Source organism: Leptolyngbya sp. ST-U4 (assembly GCF_039962215.1).
Taxonomy (GTDB): domain Bacteria; phylum Cyanobacteriota; class Cyanobacteriia; order Elainellales; family Elainellaceae; genus Leptolyngbya_A.
Genome location: NZ_JAMPKZ010000003.1, coordinates 109,832 through 130,454, shown reverse-complemented (window position 1 = coordinate 130,454; position 20,623 = coordinate 109,832). Strand labels below are relative to the sequence as shown.

18 protein-coding genes and 1 pseudogene are annotated in these 20,623 nt (G+C 52.3%); 10 read left to right on the top strand and 9 right to left on the bottom strand.

The annotated features are described in order from the left end of the window. The first annotated feature begins 59 nt into the window (after positions 1-59). A pseudogene (locus NDA02_RS07990) lies at positions 60-949 on the top strand (LysR family transcriptional regulator). Positions 950-1,015: 66 nt separating this feature from the next. Continuing rightward, positions 1,016-1,321, top strand: coding sequence for a DUF3288 family protein (locus NDA02_RS07985; RefSeq protein WP_190789960.1), 306 nt, complete (start codon positions 1,016-1,018; stop codon positions 1,319-1,321). A 13-nt stretch (positions 1,322-1,334) separates the two neighbouring features. Here NDA02_RS07985 and NDA02_RS07980 read toward each other — a convergent pair whose 3' ends face one another. The 4 genes from NDA02_RS07980 to secD are packed head-to-tail and all read right to left on the bottom strand — an operon-like array spanning position 1,335 to position 5,204. Continuing rightward, positions 1,335-2,132, bottom strand: a complete 798-nt coding sequence (locus tag NDA02_RS07980; RefSeq protein WP_348247451.1) for an RMD1 family protein — start codon at positions 2,130-2,132, stop codon at positions 1,335-1,337. Positions 2,133-2,175: 43 nt separating this feature from the next. Continuing rightward, positions 2,176-2,832 carry a Uma2 family endonuclease gene (locus NDA02_RS07975; protein WP_190792384.1) on the bottom strand — a complete coding sequence of 219 codons (657 nt, stop codon included), beginning with the start codon at positions 2,830-2,832 and terminating at the stop codon, positions 2,176-2,178. Between the two features lie 6 nt (positions 2,833-2,838). Beyond that, positions 2,839-3,789, bottom strand: a complete 951-nt coding sequence (gene secF / locus NDA02_RS07970; RefSeq protein WP_190792385.1) for a protein translocase subunit SecF — start codon at positions 3,787-3,789, stop codon at positions 2,839-2,841. Next, positions 3,786-5,204 (bottom strand): protein translocase subunit SecD, encoded by a 1,419-nt coding sequence (gene secD / locus NDA02_RS07965; RefSeq protein WP_190792386.1) that lies wholly within the window; start codon positions 5,202-5,204, stop codon positions 3,786-3,788. Before secD ends, secF begins: the two co-directional genes overlap by 4 nt. Positions 5,205-5,594: 390 nt before the next feature. Between secD and NDA02_RS07960 the strand changes: the two genes are divergently transcribed. The 4 genes from NDA02_RS07960 to NDA02_RS07945 all read left to right on the top strand — a co-directional run bounded on the left by NDA02_RS07960 (position 5,595) and on the right by NDA02_RS07945 (position 10,729). After that, the gene (locus tag NDA02_RS07960; protein ID WP_348247455.1) at positions 5,595-6,209 is read left to right on the top strand and encodes a superoxide dismutase; all 615 of its coding nucleotides are present in this window, start codon (positions 5,595-5,597) and stop codon (positions 6,207-6,209) included. A gap of 247 nt (positions 6,210-6,456) precedes the next feature. After that, entirely contained in the window at positions 6,457-8,004 is a 1,548-nt protein-coding gene (locus tag NDA02_RS07955; RefSeq protein WP_190790844.1) for a mercuric reductase, read from the top strand. 286 nt (positions 8,005-8,290) lie between these two features. Then, positions 8,291-9,523: an ABC transporter permease gene (locus tag NDA02_RS07950; RefSeq protein WP_190790843.1), complete on the top strand. Its 1,233-nt coding sequence runs from the start codon at positions 8,291-8,293 to the stop codon at positions 9,521-9,523. 525 nt (positions 9,524-10,048) lie between these two features. Beyond that, positions 10,049-10,729, top strand: a complete 681-nt coding sequence (locus NDA02_RS07945) for an ABC transporter ATP-binding protein (RefSeq protein WP_347277837.1) — start codon at positions 10,049-10,051, stop codon at positions 10,727-10,729. 116 nt (positions 10,730-10,845) lie between these two features. Here the strand turns inward: NDA02_RS07945 and NDA02_RS07940 are convergent, their stop codons facing one another. From NDA02_RS07940 to glp, 4 genes are all read right to left on the bottom strand, one after another. Next, positions 10,846-11,802, bottom strand: a complete 957-nt coding sequence (locus NDA02_RS07940) for an NAD-dependent epimerase/dehydratase family protein (RefSeq protein WP_190790841.1) — start codon at positions 11,800-11,802, stop codon at positions 10,846-10,848. 231 nt (positions 11,803-12,033) lie between these two features. After that, a complete protein-coding gene (locus NDA02_RS07935; protein WP_190790840.1) occupies positions 12,034-13,179 on the bottom strand; it encodes a hypothetical protein in 1,146 nt (381 codons plus the stop codon). Between the two features lie 48 nt (positions 13,180-13,227). After that, positions 13,228-14,532, bottom strand: a complete 1,305-nt coding sequence (locus NDA02_RS07930; RefSeq protein WP_190790839.1) for a PRC-barrel domain-containing protein — start codon at positions 14,530-14,532, stop codon at positions 13,228-13,230. A gap of 152 nt (positions 14,533-14,684) precedes the next feature. Beyond that, on the bottom strand, positions 14,685-15,938 hold the full coding sequence (gene glp / locus NDA02_RS07925) for a gephyrin-like molybdotransferase Glp (RefSeq protein ID WP_190790838.1): 1,254 nt from the start codon (positions 15,936-15,938) through the stop codon (positions 14,685-14,687). A 102-nt stretch (positions 15,939-16,040) separates the two neighbouring features. Here glp and rpmG point away from each other — a divergent pair, with 102 nt between their 5' ends. The 4 genes from rpmG to xth all read left to right on the top strand — a co-directional run bounded on the left by rpmG (position 16,041) and on the right by xth (position 19,520). Further along, positions 16,041-16,229, top strand: a complete 189-nt coding sequence (gene rpmG / locus NDA02_RS07920; RefSeq protein WP_190790837.1) for a 50S ribosomal protein L33 — start codon at positions 16,041-16,043, stop codon at positions 16,227-16,229. A 79-nt stretch (positions 16,230-16,308) separates the two neighbouring features. Further along, entirely contained in the window at positions 16,309-16,524 is a 216-nt protein-coding gene (gene rpsR / locus NDA02_RS07915; RefSeq protein WP_088892805.1) for a 30S ribosomal protein S18, read from the top strand. 88 nt (positions 16,525-16,612) lie between these two features. Then, on the top strand, positions 16,613-18,646 hold the full coding sequence (locus tag NDA02_RS07910; protein ID WP_348254748.1) for a ribonuclease R family protein: 2,034 nt from the start codon (positions 16,613-16,615) through the stop codon (positions 18,644-18,646). 88 nt (positions 18,647-18,734) lie between these two features. Further along, positions 18,735-19,520 (top strand): exodeoxyribonuclease III, encoded by a 786-nt coding sequence (xth, locus tag NDA02_RS07905; RefSeq protein WP_190790835.1) that lies wholly within the window; start codon positions 18,735-18,737, stop codon positions 19,518-19,520. An 87-nt stretch (positions 19,521-19,607) separates the two neighbouring features. On the opposite strand, the gene gloB is transcribed toward xth, so the two are convergent. After that, positions 19,608-20,381 carry a hydroxyacylglutathione hydrolase gene (gene gloB / locus NDA02_RS07900; RefSeq protein WP_190790834.1) on the bottom strand — a complete coding sequence of 258 codons (774 nt, stop codon included), beginning with the start codon at positions 20,379-20,381 and terminating at the stop codon, positions 19,608-19,610. Positions 20,382-20,623 lie beyond the last annotated feature (242 nt).

Genomic DNA, 20,623 nt, shown 5'->3' with positions numbered 1-20,623 from the left:
ACAAAAGACAATACATCATTTTATAAACGCACTGCATCCATTTACTCTACAATGTCAGCATGGATAAGTTTGATAGCCTGCGTGCCTTTACCCAAGTCGTGAACTCAGGTGGTTTTGCAGCGGCAGCTAGAGAAATGGGACTGTCGCGATCGGCGGTCAACAAGCTCGTCATTGCCCTGGAAAACGAATTGGGCGTGCAGCTTTTGCATCGCAGTACGCGCGTTGTCACTCCCACCGAAACCGGGCTCGCCTTTTACGAACGCTCTGTAGAAATTCTGGCGAGTCTAGAGGAAGCCGAGCGATCGATTACCCAGCTTCAAGCAGAACCCAAGGGACGACTGCGCGTGAATGCTCCCATGTCCTTCGGCACGATGCACCTCGCGCCTGCCCTGGCAAACTTTCTGGCGCAATATCCCGACCTTCAGGTGCAGCTCACCCTGAGCGATCGCTTTGTTGATCCGATCGAAGAAGGTTTTGATATCACCGTGCGAATTGCAGAACTCCAGGACAGCGCAAGTCTGATCGCGCATCGGCTCACTTTCGCTGAACGAGTTCTCTGTGCTGCCCCAGCCTACCTGGAAGCACATGGTATTCCCCAGTGTCCCGATGATCTACGCCATCATTCCTGCTTGCATTACGGGCAATTGGCGATCGAAAATCAGTGGACGCTTGTTGGACCAAACGGAGAACAAACCATGACGGTGCGCGGGGCACTGTGTTCTAACAATGGAGAAGTCCTGAGAGATGCGGCATTCGCGGGCTGGGCATTACCCTACTACCGACGTTTATCGTGTCGCAGGAGTTAGAGCAGGGAACGCTGAAGCAGATATTGCCCAACTATCACGCGCCTGAGCTTTCGATCTCGGTGCTTTATCCCGTTAATCGTCATTTGTCTACCAAAGTTCGGTTGCTGGTCGATTTTCTGCAGGAGCAATTTGCTCAGAGCTAGGCGTTCCAGCAGGAAATTCGGTAAGATTTGAGGGGCAATTTTCACCTCAATATTCCGCAGCAAACGATGGCAGACGCATCTCAAAAGAACACAGGGCAGAAAGACCAGCAGCATCCGCTCTGGAGTAGCGATCGGGCGATCGTCAATTCCCTACTGGACGCTGAGCCAACGGATTACAATCTAGCAGAACTGGCGCGGCTGCGAATTCGGTACAACGGGTTTCCGGGAGCAAGGGATATTCAGGCAGATCTCGAGCGTGCTCTAGAGCAGTGGTCGATGACCGAGGAAGAGCTGTTTACCCGGACACGCCAGATTCATCAAGTGGCGCAGGTCTATCGCGGCCGTGGCTCTCAGCGCGACGACTGGAGCTAGGCTGGGGCGATCGCTACTGAATCAACACGTCATAGACCGACAGCAGCACCTCAACCACAATCAGAACGACCACATACCACTCTACCCGTAAGCCCGTATTATGCTGAAGCAGATCCAGCACGGTTTCTGCAGTTTGGGTAATCAGGTTGAGCTTGCGTTCAAGTGCCTGATGGCGTTCGCGAATCTCGTATTCATCTTCAAGACGGAGATACATTCTTTCCAGGTCGGGCGCATCCCAGAGCAAGTCGGGCTTATCGGTAATTTCGACCCGTCCCACCATTCTGTGCTGAATTGAGAGCGTTCTGCCTAATTGCCGCAGCAGTTCTTTACCCCAGCGTTCGTCTTTGGTAGTGCGCTGAAGCCCATCTGCCAGGGGTTCGAGCTGGTCGAAAATGCGGGCGGTTCCCGACTCATAGTGCGCTAACACAACACTTTTTGCCAGCACTTCCGCCACAATTTGCAGTCGCTCAATGCTGAAATCCTGCACCCAGATCACGCCATTTTCGACACGCCCACCGTTCACTACATCGAGCTGTAGCACGGCTTCCTCAGTTTCTGGCTTAGAAAAAGGCTGGGTGACAAACGGCGTCAGGTTATTTAAGAAGGAAGCCTCCTCGACTGGACTCAACCCAAACAGGGTAATGGCACCGTAGCGAAAGAAGACGGCACAACCCTGCTCACCCGCCGGAACGACTAGTGGCAGCTTACCGAGGTAATCGGTGGTTTCTAGTGCTTTAAGTTCCAGGCTTTCGCCCAGAAAGATCGCCCGCACTTTGAGCGTTTCTTTGTCTGTAAAAAGTAGTTTTCGCATATTTATTTTGATTATGAAGCCTCTCCCCCAGAGTAGAAAAGCCTCAATCAGAAAGCTCCTGCACCCACGATCGCAAAACGCGCAGTGCAGCTGCCAAACTCATCGAGTCGCTTTGCTCTAGAAATTGCTGAATGCGATCGGCGGGAAGGAAGGGAAAGTGAAGGCTGTGAGACTGCTCAACGTAGTCTGAATCGTGCAGATGATAAATGTGGAGTTTGCCCTTGAGAACATCATCGCCTGCGGTTGTCAGGTATCGCCAAACTTCGGTAATCCCTAACGTGGCATAGAGCGGCAGTTTTTCGATCGCGCTTTTGGTTAGAGAGACTTCGACCAGCACATCAGGCGGTGGTTCATCAGGAAGCACAATCGCGGGCTTGCGTTTCTGAAGCGCGTTGGTTTGAAGGTAGTAGCCCGTATCGGTTTCGGTTGCATAGCCGTATTCCGGGTGCTTCAGCAGCACAGGCGCGATCGTCGTCAAGGGAATTTGTTTTTCTTCTGTCAGCACCAGCAGCAGCGACTCGATCAGCTTACTGCATCGCTCGTGTGCGTCGATTGGGGTCATCATTTCTAGCTTGCCCCGACAGTAGGTGAGCCGTGTTTGTCGCTCTTTGCCGAGTTCTTTTAAGAGCTGCTCATATTGCGCCCAGTTTACATCTTGCAGGATGACCCGTTGTTCGGTTGCGATCGGTTTTTTGGGCATGACGCATTAGTTCCCTTCGATCGGCGTGGCTGGAACGGTTCTTTCACTTCGCACCCGCCACCAAGCAAGCATTGTACTGGCAATGAAAATGCTGGAATAGGCGCCGGCAAGGAAACCAATAATCAGAGCCAGCGCGAAATACTTCAGCGTATCGCCGCCCAGGAAGAAGATTGCCGTCAAAGGCAGCAGTGCCGTCAGCGTTGTGTTAATTGATCGCGCCAGGGTTTGATTCACGGCATCATCCACAATCTCATTAATCGAACGATCGCCGTCAATCTGAGTTGTCTCTCGAATTCGATCGTAAATGACCACGGTATCGTTAACCGAAAAGCCCACGATCGTCAGCAGTGCCACGATAAACAGGCTGTCTACCTCAATGCCCAGCGTCAGTCCCAAAATGGCAAAAACACCAACTGTAATCAGCACATCGTGAAACAGGGCGACGATCGCAAACACCGCAAAGTCCGGCTGAAAGCGAAAGCCCACATAAACCATGATCCCAACAAACGACAGCACCAACGCCAGCAAACCAGAGGTAAACAACTGCCGTCCGATCGTTGGCCCTACGGTGTCAATCTGAGTTTTTTGGGGATCAAATGCGCCGAGTTCTTTAGATAGCGCATCTTGAAGCTGGGAACGTTGATCAGGACTGAGGAAAGAAGTTCGCAGCGACACGGCTTGCTGATCCTGCCCCACGATCTGAATGCTGCTGCTTGCCAGATTTTGCGACTCTAACACCTGACGCACAATTGCCGGATCGATCGGCTCTGTACAGTTATTGGGCTGAGCGCAATCACGCTCAAGCTGCAGCCGAGTTCCGCCCACAAAGTCGAGACTGGGACGCAGTGGCGCACCGATTTGCTGCCAGGAAATCAGCATGGCAATCAAACCCGCTAGAATGACGACTCCAGAGATTGCCCACCAGATCGATCGCTGTTGAATGACTTTCAGTGTCATGACGTTTTTTCGGCTTGAAGAGAAGGAGAAGCAGAGAGGTTCGGACAGTACCAGTTCCGATTCCGCAGACTGGGCAGACTCAGTGCCAGCAGCAGCAGCGTCCGGCTACAGGTGAGTGCCGTAAACATACTCACGCCTACGCCCAGAGCCAGCGTCAGCGCAAAACCGCGCACCAGTCCAGCTCCCAACCAGAATAGGGCAGCACAGGCAATCAGCGTGGTCACGTTACTGTCGAGAATGCTGGAAAAAGCGCGATAAAAGCCGGATTCGACCGATCGGTACAGCGTTTTGCCTGCTTTTAGCTCTTCCCGCGTTCGCTCAAAAATCAGCACGTTTGCGTCTACCGCCATACCGATGCTGAGAATGAATCCGGCAATTCCTGGCAGGGTGAGGGTCACGCCGAGCAGGTCAAAAATTGCCATCGTAAACAGGGCATAGAGTACCAGGGCAATATCGGCGATTAATCCAGGCAGACGGTAATAAATCACCATAAAAATTAGCACCAGCAGCAGCCCGGCAACTCCGGCATAAATGCTGCGCTGAATGCTGTCCTGCCCCAGGGTTGCGCCCACAGTGCGGTTTTCCACAACTTCCACCGGAACGGGCAACGCACCGCCGCGAAGCTGAACTGCCAGATCGTTGGCAGATTGAGTCGTAAAGTTGCCACTAATGCTGGCAGTACCGCCTGTAATTCCGGTTTCGGCATAACGTGCATCCACGACCGGCGCACTCAGAAGCCGCTGATCCAGGAAAATTCCCAAGCTGCGTCCGGTTCCTGCCACATCTTTTGTAAGCTGGGCAAACTGCTCCGCTCCCTTATCGTTAAACACTAGCACCACTTCCCAAGTATTGCTTCCCTGCCCGAGCGGCTGCGGATAGGCATTTCTGAGACTGTCGCCTGTGAAATCAGTTTTATCAAATAGTTCTGCGATCGCTTTACTGCTGCGATCGATCGCTTCTTTATTCTTCTGAATCGCTTCCTGGTCGTTGCCCTGGCTCAGAGCAACCTGTTCCTGAAGCAAGCCCCGCAAGACCTGATATTCTACGCTCAACTGGGCCTCGGTTCCGGATCGCTGACGCCGGAAGTCAAGCTGCGCCGTTCCACCCAGAACCCGCTCTGCCTGAGCCGGATCGCTCACGCCCGGAAGCTGAACGAGAAGCTGGTTTTCACCCACCGTTTGCACTACGGCTTCGGAAACGCCCAAACCGTTAATTCGGTTTTCGACGACGCGCTTTACGCCGTCCAGCTTTTCAGGCGTAATCTGCGGGACGGCTTCGGTGGTTCTGACCTGAAGCGTAATTTGCGAACCGCCCTGCAAATCCAGTCCAAGCTGGAGCGGCACTTTTATTAGTACGACGATCGCGGCGATTGCCAGCACGAAGATAAATGCGAGGATCGAACGTTGTCTGCCCATATTGACCTGTATCGGTAGCCCATGCAACATGATAGCCGCATTTTCGGCGGATTCGCTTGGGTGTTTTTGGGAGAATCGTAAGTAGGGAGGTAAGGGAAGTAGAGGGAACGATTTTGCTTCTAATTTTGCTTTTAGGTCACTGAGAAACAACGACGGGGGCGGCAGGATACTAATATTCTCTAGTTTTTGATATAAAATGCTTTCGATAGTTTGTTTCTTGCTGCAAAAGAGAATTTTATGCAGCACAGATTTAGGCTGATTGGGTGTTAAGGGCGAGGCGATTCCCCCGAGGGGAAACTGCTTTTGATCAGCAAACACCGACTCCCTTTGATTCCCTTTTCTTACGTTTCAGTCCATAGAACTTAACAATTTTACGAGAGGACGAACACGATGGCTTACGAACTAGCTCCCCTTCCTTATGATTACAAGGCTCTAGAACCTCATATCTCCTCCGGTACGCTGGAGTTTCACCATGACAAACACCATGCTGCCTACGTCACTAACTACAACAAAATGGCAGCCGAGCAAGGCATGGCAGATAAGCCGATCGAAGAGGTGATCAAAACATCCTTCAACGGTGATGCAGCAAAAAGCCAGAGCGGGCTGTTCAACAACGCAGCTCAAGCCTGGAACCATACGTTTTACTGGAACTGCATGAAACCCAATGGCGGCGGCACTCCGACCGGGGCACTGCTGGACAAAATCAACGCTGACTTTGGCAGCTATGATGCGTTCAAAGAACAGTTCGTTACGGCTGGAACCACTCAGTTTGGTAGCGGCTGGGCATGGCTGGTGCTGGAGAACGGTACGCTCAAAATCACCAAAACCCCGGATGGAGTGACTCCGCTGGCGATGGGTCAAACTCCTCTGCTCACAATGGATGTCTGGGAACACGCCTACTATCTGGATTACCAGAATCGCCGTCCCGACTACGAGAAGGCGTTTGTTGAAAATCTGGTCAACTGGGACTTCGTGGCGCAAAATCTGGCAGCAGCGACGGCTTAGGATCGTGACTTACAGCCTTGTTCAGGCTATTGAAGTACAAAAAATGGGGTGCAGGGGCTGTGCCCCTGCGTGGGGGCGAAGCCCCCACACCCCCCGTACCTTACAGGAGTGAAAAACGCTGTAACTTAAATGAATTGTGGGATGGAAATGGATTTGGGATGGGTGTCCTTGCCTGCCTGGATCTAAAAATGTCCGTCCCACAGAGGTCTATCTCACAATAGATAGAGCGAATCATTCAGAAAATTCCATGACTGCCGCTCAACCCTTTGAACCGTTGATTCTCCCCAACGACAACTACAATCAAGCTCTGGTGGCTCAGGTGCATCCACTGAACTGGAAAAATCCAACCCCGCAGGCTTGCTATGATCTGGTCGTAATTGGTGCGGGAACAGCTGGACTGGTCATAGCTGCCGGAGCTGCCGGATTAGGGTTGGGGTTGAAGATTGCCCTAATTGAACGGCATCTAATGGGCGGGGACTGTTTGAATGTGGGCTGTGTGCCCTCGAAAAGTTTACTGCGATCGTCCCGTGTCATTGCAGATCTCAAAAAAGCATCAGGTTACGGAATTGGGGTAGACGAACCCTCGGTCGATTTTGCAGCAGTGATGGAGCGGGTGCGGCGCATTCGATCGCAAATTAGCCCTAACGATTCTGCACATCGCTTTCAGTCGCTTGGCGTGGATGTGTTTTTGGGCGAGGCGAAGTTTGTAGATAGACGATCGATCCGGGTAGCAGGGGAAATTCTTCGCTTTCAGAAAGCGGTCATCACCACGGGCGCAAGAGCCGCAGCCCCCAATATTCCCGGGCTGGAAACAACGGGCTACTTAACCAATGAAACGGTTTTCAGCCTGACCGATCGCCCAGATCGATTGGCAGTGGTTGGTGGAGGTCCGATCGGCTGTGAACTAGCGCAGGCATTTCGACGGTTTGGCTCAGAAGTGGTGCTGCTAGAGCGGGGAGCGCAGGTGTTGACGCGAGAAGACCCGGATGCTGCCGAGATCGTGCAGCAGGTTTTTCGACAGGAAGGAATTCAGCTTGTCCTAGAAGGTGAAGTGCTACGGGTGGAGCGAACGGCAGCAGGCAAGGTCATTACCTACCGCAGTGAGGGCAGGGAAGCTTCGGTCACGGTGGACGAAATCTTGGTCGGGGCAGGACGTGCGCCAAACGTGGAGGAGCTAAATCTAGAGGCGATCGGCGTAGAGTATGACTTGCAGCAGGGTATCCAAACTAACGACTATCTGCAAACAACCAACCCCAAAATCTATGCAGCGGGGGACATTTGCATGAACTGGAAATTTACTCATGCTGCTGATGCCGCCGCCCGGATTGTGATCAAGAATGCGTTATTCACTCCGTTTGGAATTGGGCGATCGAAGCTGAGCGATTTAGTCATGCCCTGGGTGACGTACACCGATCCAGAAGTAGCGCGAGTTGGCTTATCCACTCAGGAAGCCCAACAGCAAGGGATCGCAATTAAAACCATTGTCATTCCCCTTGAAAAAATCGATCGTGCCATTACCGACAGCGAAACCGAGGGCTTTGTCAAAATCCATTACCAACCCGGTACGGATCGGATTTTGGGAGCGACAATTGTGGCAAAACACGCCGGAGAAATGATTAGCGAAATCACGACGGCGATCGTGGGAAAGGTGGGGCTGAGCAAGCTCTCCAGCGTCATTCATCCCTATCCGACTCAGGCAGAAGGAATTAAAAAAGCCGCAGATGCCTATCGCCGCACCCTGCTGACACCTCGATCGCAAACCCTTCTGGGTATTCTTCGTTGCCTGACCCGCTAATCGGGCTGAAACAATTGCTTAAACGATGGGCAGTAGACAGTTCAGCAGCGTAAAGAATTTGGCGAGTCAGTGGCACAAGGTCAGCAAGTTTGCTGTCTTGAACACAGTAGAGTCTGTTAGTAAGCTTCATATTGGAGCTTAATTCCTTTGTTTACCTCCTTTTCGGCGATCTCTCATTCGATCGGGTGACTCCGAAAAGATGATGTCTTTTCCTAGTAACTGTTTGACACTAGGAGGATACCGTTTAGAACCATCTAGCCTAGCTATTGACATACTCCTTATTAATATGGCTTCGATCGCTCGCCGTAATTTATTTGAAGATATTCCCCGCTTTCTGGTTGCGCAAGCTGGGATTATGTTTGCGGTGAGTCTGGTGGCAATTCAGGTTGGCGTTTTGAGCGGATTTATTCGCTCAGTTGGGCTGCTGATCGATCGCTCTACCGCCGATATTTGGGTTGCCAATCAGGACATGGTTGAGCAGGAATTGACCCTGCCGATCCCTGCCAGTCTGTTGCCTCAGGCTCAGCAGGTGAAGGGGGTTGATCGGGCAGAAGCCCTCGCACTAGGAGGCGGCATCTGGCGCAGTCCACAAGGTGACATTAGCTCGGTTCGGATTTTCGGCTTCGACCCAAACGGGCAGCTCTTTAGCGATTTCGAGATGCTGTCTGGTGACCTCAAAGATGTGCAGCCTTATCAGGTGATTATCGATCGCAGCAGGCTAGACAGTCTGGATGTCCGGCAGGTGGGTGATACGGCGACGCTTGGTTCCTTACCCGTTAAAGTCGCAGGCATTACCCGTGATTCCCAGTCGATCGCGTCCAGTGCCTTTCTATTCACCTCGATCGAAAATGCAAAAGCTTACGTAACCGGGAACCGAACTGCGAATCTAGACTGTCGTATGAATAACGGACAGTTTCTTTGCAGGAACGTTTATGAGTCATCGCCAGGGAATGGCACGGTTAAACCGAGTCCCCTAGCAGCCAATGATCCCATCAGCTATATTCTGGTCCGTGCCGAGGCTGGACAAAATCTAGACCAGCTCAAGCAACGCCTGGAGAACACGCTTCCGAACACCCGCGCCTACACCCGTGCTGAGATGGCAACTCGCACTCGCAGCTACTGGATTAGGCGAACCGGAGTGGGCTTTATCCTGGGCTTGGGGGCAACGGTGGGCGTAATTGTCGGCATGGTGATCGTCGGACAGATTCTCTATTCGTCGGTTTCAGACCACATCAAAGAATTCGCCACGCTAAAAGCAATGGGCGTTGCCGATCGCGTCATTTACAGCATTATTATTCAGCAGTCTCTCTGGATGGCAGTTCTGGGATATTTCCCCAGTCTGGCACTTTGTTGGGGACTGGGAACCTGGACGTACGCTACTCAGGGCATTGCAATTTTGATTACGCCGCTCACTGCCGCAGGCATCTTTGGCATCACCGTTTTAATGTGTGTGGGATCTGCACTGTTCGCCATTCAAAAAGTGACCCGCGTTGATCCAGCGATCGTGTTTAAATCGTAAATCTACTTAAGGCAGGGTGTGATAGCGAGGACAGATGTTAAAAGATATGAATAACGATCAAGAATCACAACCGATAACTCTTTTCGTTCCCGTTCTTATTGTTCAGGGCATTTGTATGCGGGTTATGCATCTTTGAAGGCTTAAGGCTGTTTCTATGATGCGAAGCAGTTCCTCATTAAAGGCAATTAATAAAGGCAATCCATATCATTTTGAAAATGCTGTCCGAATTTGCAATCAATTCCCGTGAAGCTATCCCAAAGCGCTCCGTGATCCCAGTTTAATTTCTGTTCCTCCTCCACACCCTGTCTGTCGGGCTTCGTTGTTCGGGCTTTCTTTCTGTCTGTTCAGTGCTGCCCATTCCATCCACCGCCCACCCACTCAACGCTTACAGTGAAGATGACAGCGACTCGCGTTAATTTTGAAGTCAATGCTACGGAATCATCAAAAGGATTGCCGCCAATTGGTGATAGCAGTCTGGAGACTCGTCGGGCAGGAGGAAAGGCGATCGTCGTGCGCGATGTGGAGATGGTCTTTAAAAACGGCTCACAGTCCTATCACGCGCTAAAGCAAATCAATCTCGACATTTACCCCGGTGAGATTCAGCTTTTGATGGGACCGTCTGGCTCTGGTAAAACGACGCTCCTCTCGATTCTGGGCGGTATCCTCAAGCCAACGGAGGGGAATGTATCTCTGCTAGGAACAGACTTGACTCGTCTGAGCCGATCGCAGCTTGCCAACTTCCGGCTGAAGCACATCGGCTTTATCTTTCAGGAATTTAACCTCTTCCCGGCTCTGACTGCGCTAGAAAACATTGAGGTTGCCCTCAACTTCAAAGGCATTAAAGGACGGCACGCTCGCCAGGAAGCCAGTCTGCTGCTTGACCAGGTAGGTTTGGCAGACCGAGCCAGAAACCTGCCGCGTGACTTATCCGGTGGTCAGAAACAGCGCGTGGCAATCGCCCGTGCTCTGGCAGGCAATCCGCAATTTATTTTTGCCGATGAACCGACGGCTTCCCTTGATTCTCAAAGCGGTTATGCAGTCATCACCCTGCTTCGTAAACTGGCAAAAGAAGCGAATCGAACGGTGGTCATGGTAACGCACGATCCGCGCATTATTGACGTTGCCGATCGCATTGGGTCGTTAGAGGATGGCATTTTGGGCGAGGGTCACAGTGCAACAACCAGCCCGGTCTGGCAGTTCACCTGATGCGATAGTTTACATCTGAGGTGCAGGGGCGGGTTCTGGCGTTGCAATTATGGGATGACTTTCACCTCCCTAGCCAGGCTCACCTTCATCCATTGCCGTTCTGAATTCCTGGAATTCTAACCCTTCAAGCAATCTCTCAGCGTTTCCTCTACCGATCGCGGCTGCCAACCTAGTTCCCGCTGTGCCTTACTTGCATCGACCCGCACACAGCGATCGTAAATGTAGTGAACTCGCTCACGGCTGATCGGAGGTTGCCAGGAGAAGAGTTGCCCGATCGGGTCAAGCAAAGTTCCGGCAAGACGGACGATTGGCTGGGGCACTTCACGCGGAGCAGGCACCCCGGTTTCCTGACTGACAAAATCAAACATTTCGCGGGTGGAAAGCTCTCCGGCAGAGATAATGTAGTGCGAACCGGAAGGGGCTTTTTCCGCCGCCAGCAACATCGCACTCACTAAGTCATCAACGTGAACGATCCCCGTAATGCGATCGCCCCCTGCCCAGACTTTCAGCTTGCCCTGCCGAAACGTCTTCAGGACAGGACCAAAATGGGGATCGTCCGCACCAAAAATCCCGGAAGGCATGACGCTCACGACTGGAAAACCGTTTGCTGCCGCCTGATCGACAAGCTGCTGTGCAAGATATTTGGTGCGATCGTATGCCGAGGAAAAGCCCTGCTGCTGCCGCTGAAAGGTTTCGTCGATCGATCGCCCCTGCGTATCGCCATACACGCCGATCGTGCTGCAATAGACCATCTTTTCAACATGCGCAGCCTGAGCCGTTTCGAGAACGGCGCGAGTTCCCTCGACGTTGATGCGCTCCATTGCCTCTGCGTCTACCACACCAAGTTCCACATAGGCAGCGGTGTGAAACACCCATTGAACTCCCTGCATTGCGGCTTCTAGGGCAGGGCGATCGGTAATATCGCCATAGGCATACTGTACGGGCAGCTTCGCCAGACGCCATAGATTGCTGGTTTTTCGCACCAAGGCAACGACTTCAAAGCCGCGATCGATCAATGCCTGAACCAGATGAGAGCCAGTAAATCCGTTTGCGCCTGTGACGAGTGCTTTCATAGTTGCGAGGGTCGAGTGAATGCGGAATGCGATCGATTGGACAGAATAACCTAGAGGATAGGTGAGACGAAGCCGTAACGCATCATTCCGAACCTTTACATCCCATGTCCTTTGGCAGAAGCTGCCCGTTTTTCAGATCGTTTGTCTTTGACAAGATGTTCCAGGTCTTGAACATCGTCCCAGTTTTGTGAGTCTTTAGAGAAGTGCGTCTTGGCGGATTGAGCAGCATATCTACCCTAAACTTTTTTCATAAATCCGGTAGGTTTTGTAGATTTTGCCGCCTGTTGCCTCGATCAGTTTGCGGGAGGGCATATTGTCCTCGTAAACGTGCCCCAGCTCTGCGCGTTTATAGGGTTTGCCTTTTTTCAGACCGCCCTGCAAGCCCAGGTAAATTAGCGCAAGGGGAACCCTTTGGCGGCGGTATTCAGGTAAACAGCAGAACAGGAGCACCCGTCCCTGATCAATATTGCGGCGATACCAGAGAAATTTCAGCGTGCCCCAGAGGTCGAGTTTGCCGTTAACGTGCTTCAGGGCGATATTGTAGTCCGGTAAACCAAACCAGTAGCCAATCATCTTGCCGTCATGCTCTGCCACCGGGAACACATCGGGATCGATCAGGGTTTGCATCGATCGAGCTTCTTCCAGAAATTCCTCTTGAGGGCGGGGTGTGGTGCTGTAGTTATTGGCAAACATTTGCGTTGTCAGGTTGTAGACGCTGATGGCGTCCTCCTCGAATGCTGCGCCTTTGGTGCGAATCGGGCGAAACGTGATCCCGGCTTTGGTGGCGATTCGGTATGCTTTTTCAAACTCCTCCGGCAGAACGCTTGCAATCGGAAAGTCATAGGCATAAGCATCTTTCGCTTTGTGCCAGCCATCCTTTTCTACAAACTCCGGGTAATAGGGCGGGTTGTAGGGCATCATGATTGTGGGCGGCGTGTCAAAGCCATGCACCAGAAACAGGCAGCGATTGTGGGTAAACAAATCAATCGGTCCCCGCACGATCGTCATTCCCTGTTCTCGCAGCCAGTCGCAAGCCGCTTTCAGCAAAGCCTCTGCTGTGTCAAAGTCGTTGATGCACTCAAAATAGCCCATCAGTCCGATCGGTTGCCCTTCGCGTTCAATCAGGCGATCATTTACCGCCGCGACAATCCGACCAACTGCTTCCTGGGTTTGCGAATCCACTGCAATAAACTGCTGAAGCCTGCCGTACTGCCGAAACGCATTATCCGGCGCAAGTTGTTTGGCAATGCTGCTGCGAAAAGGCGGAACCCAGTTTCGATCGCCCTTGTAAACTCTGGTAGGCACATCCAGAAATAATTCCTGATCCTGTGGGGTTTGAACAGAGCGGATCTCGACCGTAGAAGAAGCGTGGCCCATGGCAGAAGCAGCGTAGATTCACATAGAGACTTTACCGCCTTCACGACATTAGATCCAGGGTTCGTCGTCCAAGTCGTCAGCATCGGCAGTGGGCAACTGTTCCTCCTTCGGGGTCATCGGATGAGGCGGAGGGACAAGGGGCGGAACCAGAGGGCGACCTTCTTGAACAGCAGGCTGGCTCTTTTCGGAGGCTGGCTTTGGGGTGACGGGTGCAGAAGACGCAGGCTCATCACTCCAGAAATCATCATCGAAGTCAAAATCGTCGATCGCATTGGAATCAAACGGATTACCGGGATCTTCTACCCCGCTCGTATTCGATGTTCCTGGCTGCCAGGAGTGAGACGGAACGCGATTCCCCTGCACAGAAAACGGGTCCGCATCGACAAACGTATTAAAGCCCCGACTGCGCTGAGAAGCGGATTGGTCTTGAGGATTGCGATGCAAAGCAGTTTCCCCTTCGGGGTAATCGCCAGAAGGTTCCTCGTCTAGTTCATCCCAGTCCCAATCGAAATCGGCTTCTTCATAGGAATACTGGCGCGTCTCTGGTTCATCGCTGCGATCGAAGATTTCTTCCGCCTGCACAGTCAGGGTTTGAATTCCTTCCTCAAGCTGTCTGCTGAGGATTTGACTTTGTTCCTTGACCTGCTCTGCCAGGGTCTGACTCTGCTCTTTCGCCCGTTCTGCCAGCGTTTGTGCCTCTTCTCGCAGCCGCTCTGAAACTTCCTGACCTCGCTCCTTCACCTGCGATCGAATTTGCTTGATCTGTCCCGTGGCTTTTTCAGTGATCGATCGCCATTCCTGCACCGCTTCTTCTTTCAGAGTTTCAGCCGTTTTCGTAATCTTTTGCGGCAGGCTTTCCTGATAAGGTTCAACGATCGCAGTCACCGACAGCAAAATTCGCTTCTCGCCAATGCTACCAATCCATCGGGGCGAAACCTGATAGATACTGCCCAGAATTCCAGAAATATCGCTAGAAACGAAGAGATAATGCGTAATTTCGCCCGTTTTCAGGTTAAACACACAATCGGTTACTTTCCCCAGCCGTTCCCCGCCTTCCGTCCAAACTTCGTGCTGCATCAAAGACTCAAGCCGTTTAACGCGATCGGGTGTCGTTGTTTCGGGCTGTCCCTGCGTCACGATCCCCCCTTCGCCAATAGCTTGCACTTGCTCTAGCTTGAAGGCAAATTTCTTGTTGCCCAGCAACCCACTTTTCCCCACAAACCCCAGCACTCGATGCTTCGGCACATACATCCACAGAACTTCGACCCGCCCCAGTTCTTCAGTCGTGGTGCGATCGATGATGACCTGATTGAGAAAATTGCTTTGCCGGACTCGATCGGGAAGTTGCGTCATGGAGGGCAATGGGAAGAGAAGGCAATGGAAAGAAAAAAGGTAAATCCAGTCTCAAAGTCCCCTAAAAGTGGGGAATTCAGGGGGCAAGGTAGGACACATCACCCAACTACCAAAACCTGAATAGCAGGAAGCTTTTCCTTCAGTTTAATCATTTAGCTCAAGCCATTCACCAGCAAAATTGATACGGATTCCCCAGCAGCAATACGAGTTGTCCCTACGGGTACGATCGCTAGCCCACTCGTCTGTGCCAGATTGATCAGATTGCCTGAATTCTGCGCTCCCCCTGCGACTTCAAAAGCCAATTCACCCGCGCTCAACTGCACCTGTCCCCACACATAGCTTTCCCGCTTACCATCCGATCGCAAGTCTTGCAGCACTTTTCCTTGAACGATCGCAGGTTGCCATCCTGCCTGTAAACCGGATAACTTACGAAGCGCAGGCTGCACGAATCGCCAGAAGCTCACCAGCGCAGAGACGGGGTTTCCGGGAAGTCCAAAGTAGAGAACCGGACGGCTTGAATTGGCTTTAGGAAAGGTGGCAACGGTTAGCGGCTTTCCGGGCTTGACCGCGACCGATCGCACATGAATTTCTGCCCCCAACTCTGCCAGAATGCGATCAACATAATCATAATCCCCAACCGAAACGCCCCCCGACGACAGCACGAGATCCGCAGATTCGATCGCCTCAGCCATTTTTTCTTTCAGGACTTCCGGCTGATCGGGCACAATTCCGAGAGGCAGGGGCTTCGCTCCCATTTGAGCCACCAGCGCAGCAAGCGCGTACTGATTCGAGTCTACAATCTGTCCGGGCTGAAGCGGGCGATCGGGCGAAACGAGTTCATTTCCTGTGGAAAGAATTGCAACTTGGGGCGATCGATACACCGGAACCTGAAGACACTGAGCCGTCGCCAGCACTGCAATATCTGCCGCTCCCAGCCGAATGCCTGCATTTAATAAAGGTTGCCCTGCCTGATAAAAAGCGGCTCGATGTCGCACAAAGGCTTGAGGTTGAGGGGTAGTGAAAATCTTTACTCGATCGCCTTCTGGCTGGGTGTCTTCCTGCATGACGATCGTATCCGCCCCCAGAGGCAGCATCGAACCTGTGAAAATCCGCGCAGCTTGTCCGGGCTGAATCGTTTTCTGCGGCGCACTCCCTGCCGGAATTTCTTCGACAATTTCCAGCATCACCGGATCTTCTGCACTTCCCTGAGCCACATCCTGATGCCGTACTGCATAGCCGTCCATTGCAGAGTTATCCCAATAAGGAAAATCTTGCGTTCCTGTGACTGGGGCAGCAAGAATGCGTCCGGCAGCAGCGGGTAAATCGACCATTTCCCGATCGCTTTCTGGGTCGAGCGGCTGGGTCAGGTTCAAAATCAGAGCTTCAGCGTCTTGAGCAGAGAGCATAAGTTTTAGCAGGATTTCGCGTTTTCTTGCACAAGCTTGGATTCGTATGAAATAATAAGAATTTGTGTCTAATCGTCGCGCCCGGTAGAAACCGTTCCAACTATGGCTAAAGGTGTCCGAATTATTATCACTCTGGAATGTACGGAATGCCGTAGCAACCCAGACAAGCGTTCCTACGGGGTGTCTCGCTACACCACGCAGAAGAACCGCCGTAACACGACTGGCAGACTCGAACTGAAAAAGTTCTGCACCCACTGCAACCGTCACACGGCTCACAAAGAAATTAAGTAATTTCTTGCCTGAATCCTGGACTCACTGTTGACCGTTGATTTTTTCTAATTTCTTCTACAGATAAAGCAAATCTTGACCTATGACTTACTTTCGTCGCCGCGTCTCTCCGATCAAGCCTGGTGATCCGATCGACTATAAAGATGTTGATCTGCTCCGCAAATACGTCACCGAACGAGGAAAAATCCTGCCTCGCCGGATTACGGGTCTGACTGCCAAACAGCAGCGCGATCTGACTCAAGCAATCAAGCGGGCACGCATTCTCGCGCTCCTGCCGTTCGTGAATCAGGAAGGTTAGTGGATTCGGGTGTGGGTGGAGGGGATTCTATCCCGATATGCTGATAGTGGGAAAATTCCCTACGCTTACAACCCTCGTCACAGCACACATGGAAAAGGGCACTTTAGTTGAATTTCGACTGCAAGGCGATCAGCCGGAGAAAGGACGACCGCGCCGCTTGGCGGTAGTCGATCGCCCCGAAGGAAAAAAGCATTTGATCGTCCTTGATGAGCGAGGACAGTCCCACACGCTGCATCCTCGTCAAATCACCTATACGATCGCCAGAGAAGCTTATCAGTCCAAAGAGATTTCCGGCTTCTGGCAGTCGATTCAGCCCTATCTTGATCCTTCTAGCTTGGAAGTTGCCTGGGAACTGCTCGTGGAAGACGGAGAAGCAGTCGAACCCGCAACAATGGCAATGCTCCTTTTCTCCGACACAAGCCCATCGCTTTGCTATGCGGCTTATTATTTACTCTCCGAAGACAAGCTTTACTTTAAGCAAAAGGGCGATCGCTACGAGCCGCGACCCGTTGCCCAGGTGAATGAACTCAAGCATCAAGCCACGATCGAGGCACAGCGAGTCCAGGAATGGCAGGGATTTTTGTCACGCTTACAACAAGCCCTGACCGGAGAATCGATAGAATGGCAGGTGAGCGATCGTCCCCGGTTAGAAGCCCTTGAACGGTTCGCGCTGTTAGGTGAAGAAGCCACACATCGCACCCCAGCTCTGGAAACCCTGTCTGCACTGGGTAAACCGGAAACCGCCCAAGCTGCTTTTCAGCTTTTGGTAGACCTTCGCCTCTGGAGTCCCCACGAAAACTTGTTCTTGCGGCGGAGCCAGATTCCAACCCAATTCGCTCAAAGGGTACTTGAAATGGCTCACAGTCGCATTGCATCACCGCCGCCTGACCCAGACCGCGATCGGCTTGACCTGACTCAGCTCAAAGTTTATACAATCGACGACGAAAGCACCCGCGAAATTGATGACGGGGTGAGTGTCGAGTTTTTGCCAGACGGACGACACCGGCTCTGGGTACACATTGCCGACCCGACGCGCTGGGTCATGCCCGGAGACGACCTGGATCTGGAAGCCCGCCGCCGCAGCACCACAGTTTATCTGCCCACGGGAATGATCCCAATGTTTCCGTCCGAGCTGGCAACCGGCCCAATGAGCCTCAACCAGGGGCAGGTTTGTACCGCGCTCAGCTTTGGTGTGATTTTGGACGAGATGGGGGCGATCGAAGAATACGAAATTCATCCCAGCTTGATCAAGCCCACCTACCGCCTCACCTATGAAGATGTAGACGAAATGCTGGAATTACAGGTTGAGGCAGAACCCGAAATCGAAGCAATCTCAATCTGGGCAAAGCGACGCAACGCCTGGAGACAGTCTCAGGGGGCAATCAGCATTCGGATGCCCGAATCTTCGATCAAAGTGCGAGACGACGAGATTACGATCGACGTACTGGATGACTCGCTCTCGCGCAATCTGGTCGCCGAAATGATGATCCTGACCGGAGAAGTTGCCGGACGCTATGGCGAAGAACACCATCTGCCGCTGCCTTTTCGGGGACAACCCCAGCCCGAATTGCCTCCAGAAGAAGAGCTCATGCAGCTTCCCGCCGGACCCGTGCGCTACTGCGCGATTCGTCGCTGTATGCCTCGTAGCGAAGTTAGTTTGACGCCTGCCCGCCATGCGAGCCTCGGGCTCAACAACTATACGCAGGTCACTTCCCCCATTCGCCGCTATGCCGATCTGCTGGCACATTTTCAAATCAAGGCACACCTGCGGGGTGCACCGCTGCCCTTCTCGCCCGAAGAAGCCCAGGAACTGATTCAATCAGTTAGCAACACTGCCTACGAATCCACCCTGGTCGAGCGACAAACGAATCGCTACTGGGGCTTAGAGTATCTGCGTCGCCATGCCGATGTGGTCTGGCAAGTGCTAATGCTGCGCTGGCTGCGCGAACACGAGAATCTGGGACTGGTGCTGATCGAAGACTTGGGCCTGGAAATGGCAATGCGGTTTAACCGATCGGTTGAAGTGGGCGATCGGCTGGAAATCAAAGTGTCCTACGTTGACCCACGTCAGGACATTATCCAATTTACAGAAGTCACAGGCTCAATGGCGCAAACAGCTTAGGAGCTGCTTCGGCGTCCTCAAACAGCCCGAATTGCCGTAAGCTAGGAAGGCTGTTTTTTGCTGCCCGGACTGCCCTAGAGAGAGTGCCATGAAGATTGCCACCTGGAATGTCAACTCGATTCGATCGCGCCTTGATCAGGTGCAAACCTGGCTCAAATCCAGCGAAGTTGATCTGCTGTGCGTCCAGGAAACCAAGGTTGTCGATGAAGACTTTCCGCGATCGATCTTTACAGACCTGGGCTATCACACTTACATTTCAGGACAGAAATCCTATAACGGCGTTGCTCTGATTAGCCGCACCCCTCTGGAAGCTGTCAGCATTGGCTTTGCTGAAGTCGTTGGTAGTTCCGCAGCATCTTTTGAGGCACAAAAGCGAGTCATTAGCGGCGTTCTAAACGGCATTCGCATTGTGAATCTTTACGTGCCTAACGGCTCAGAAGTCGGCAGCGAAAAATACGAATACAAGCTAAACTGGCTTGCCGTGCTGCGCGACTACCTCAAGGCTTGGCAAACCGATCACGCTGAAATCCTGGTGTGCGGAGACTTCAACATTGCCCCCGAAGACCGGGACATCTACGACCCCAAAGGCAAAGACACTCACATTATGTCCTCGCCAGCAGAACGAGAGGCACTTCAGCGATCGGTTTTCGACCTGGGATTTACAGATGGCTGCCGTCAGTTTCATGAGGACGGGCAATTTACCTGGTGGGACTACCGCACGGGCGGCTTTCAGCGGAATCGCGGCTGGCGCATCGACCATCACTATCTCTCAGAGAAATTGCGCGATCGTGCCCAGACTTGTGCAGTAGATATTGTGCCTCGTGGCTGGGAGAAACCGAGCGATCATGCCCCTGTGACGGTGGAATTGCTTTAAGAGTGAGTGAATGGGGAGATGAAGCAAGGGGTTGAGACGATTCCCGGTAGGGAAAACTGCTTTGCGTCATCCTAGATTTGCATCACCCTAGAACTGATCCTTCATGCCTCGCAGTCGAGCGAAGGTTTGAATTGGGTCATGGCTTTTGACCTTCATTTGAAGGACAGGCTGATCCCAGCGTAGAAAGGGATTGGTCCGTTTTTCTTCCCCCAGCAGTGAGGGAATCGTTGCTTCCGATCGTCCTCTTAACTGATTAACCTGGGCTACGCGATGCTGTAAATCCTGGTTTTGCTCGTCCACCGTTAACGCAAACTGAAGATTTTTCTGCGTATATTCATGGGCACACCAGATGCGCGTATCATCCGGGAGCGATCGAATCTTGGTCAGGGAATTCACCATCTGCATCGGAGAGCCTTCAAACAGCCTGCCACAGCCGCCCGCAAATAGTGTATCGCCGCAAAACAGTTCACCGGGTTCTCCGGGATGAACAGGCGCGAAGTAATAGGCAATATGAGCCTTGGTGTGTCCCGGCACGTCCAGGACTTCCGCCGATCGATCAGCAAATGTCACTCGATCGCCCTCCTGCAAAAATATTTGCTGTCCAGGAATTCTGCCTCGATCGGATGCTCCACCGTGAACGATCGCCTCTGGAAAAGTTCGGAGAAGCTGAGCATTGCCTCCTACATGATCACTGTGGTGATGGGTGTTCAAAATCGAGACTAGTCTCGCATTCAGGTTGCTTAAACAGCGTAGAACTGGCTCTGCTTCAGCCGGATCAATTACGGCAGCAGTCTGAGAATTGGGATCATGCAGCACAAAAATATAGTTATCAGATAGGGCAGGAAGTCGGTGAATTTGCATTACTGAGTCCAGGGTTCACACAGTTCTTTCTGTATTTTCGCTCAGGTTTCCGAAAAATTGGCCTGCTAAAGTTAATTGAGGCTTTACAGGATTCTCACCCTCTCTTTGCCTGTGAGAAAGAAGCCTTTTGCGGAATAGAAGAACGGGCAAAGGCAACCAATTTGATTTCGCTTTAATTCATATCAGCTTCAACTCAAATCTAAACGTCCTGCCATCAGTTACGGTAGGAGTAGGGGTATAGA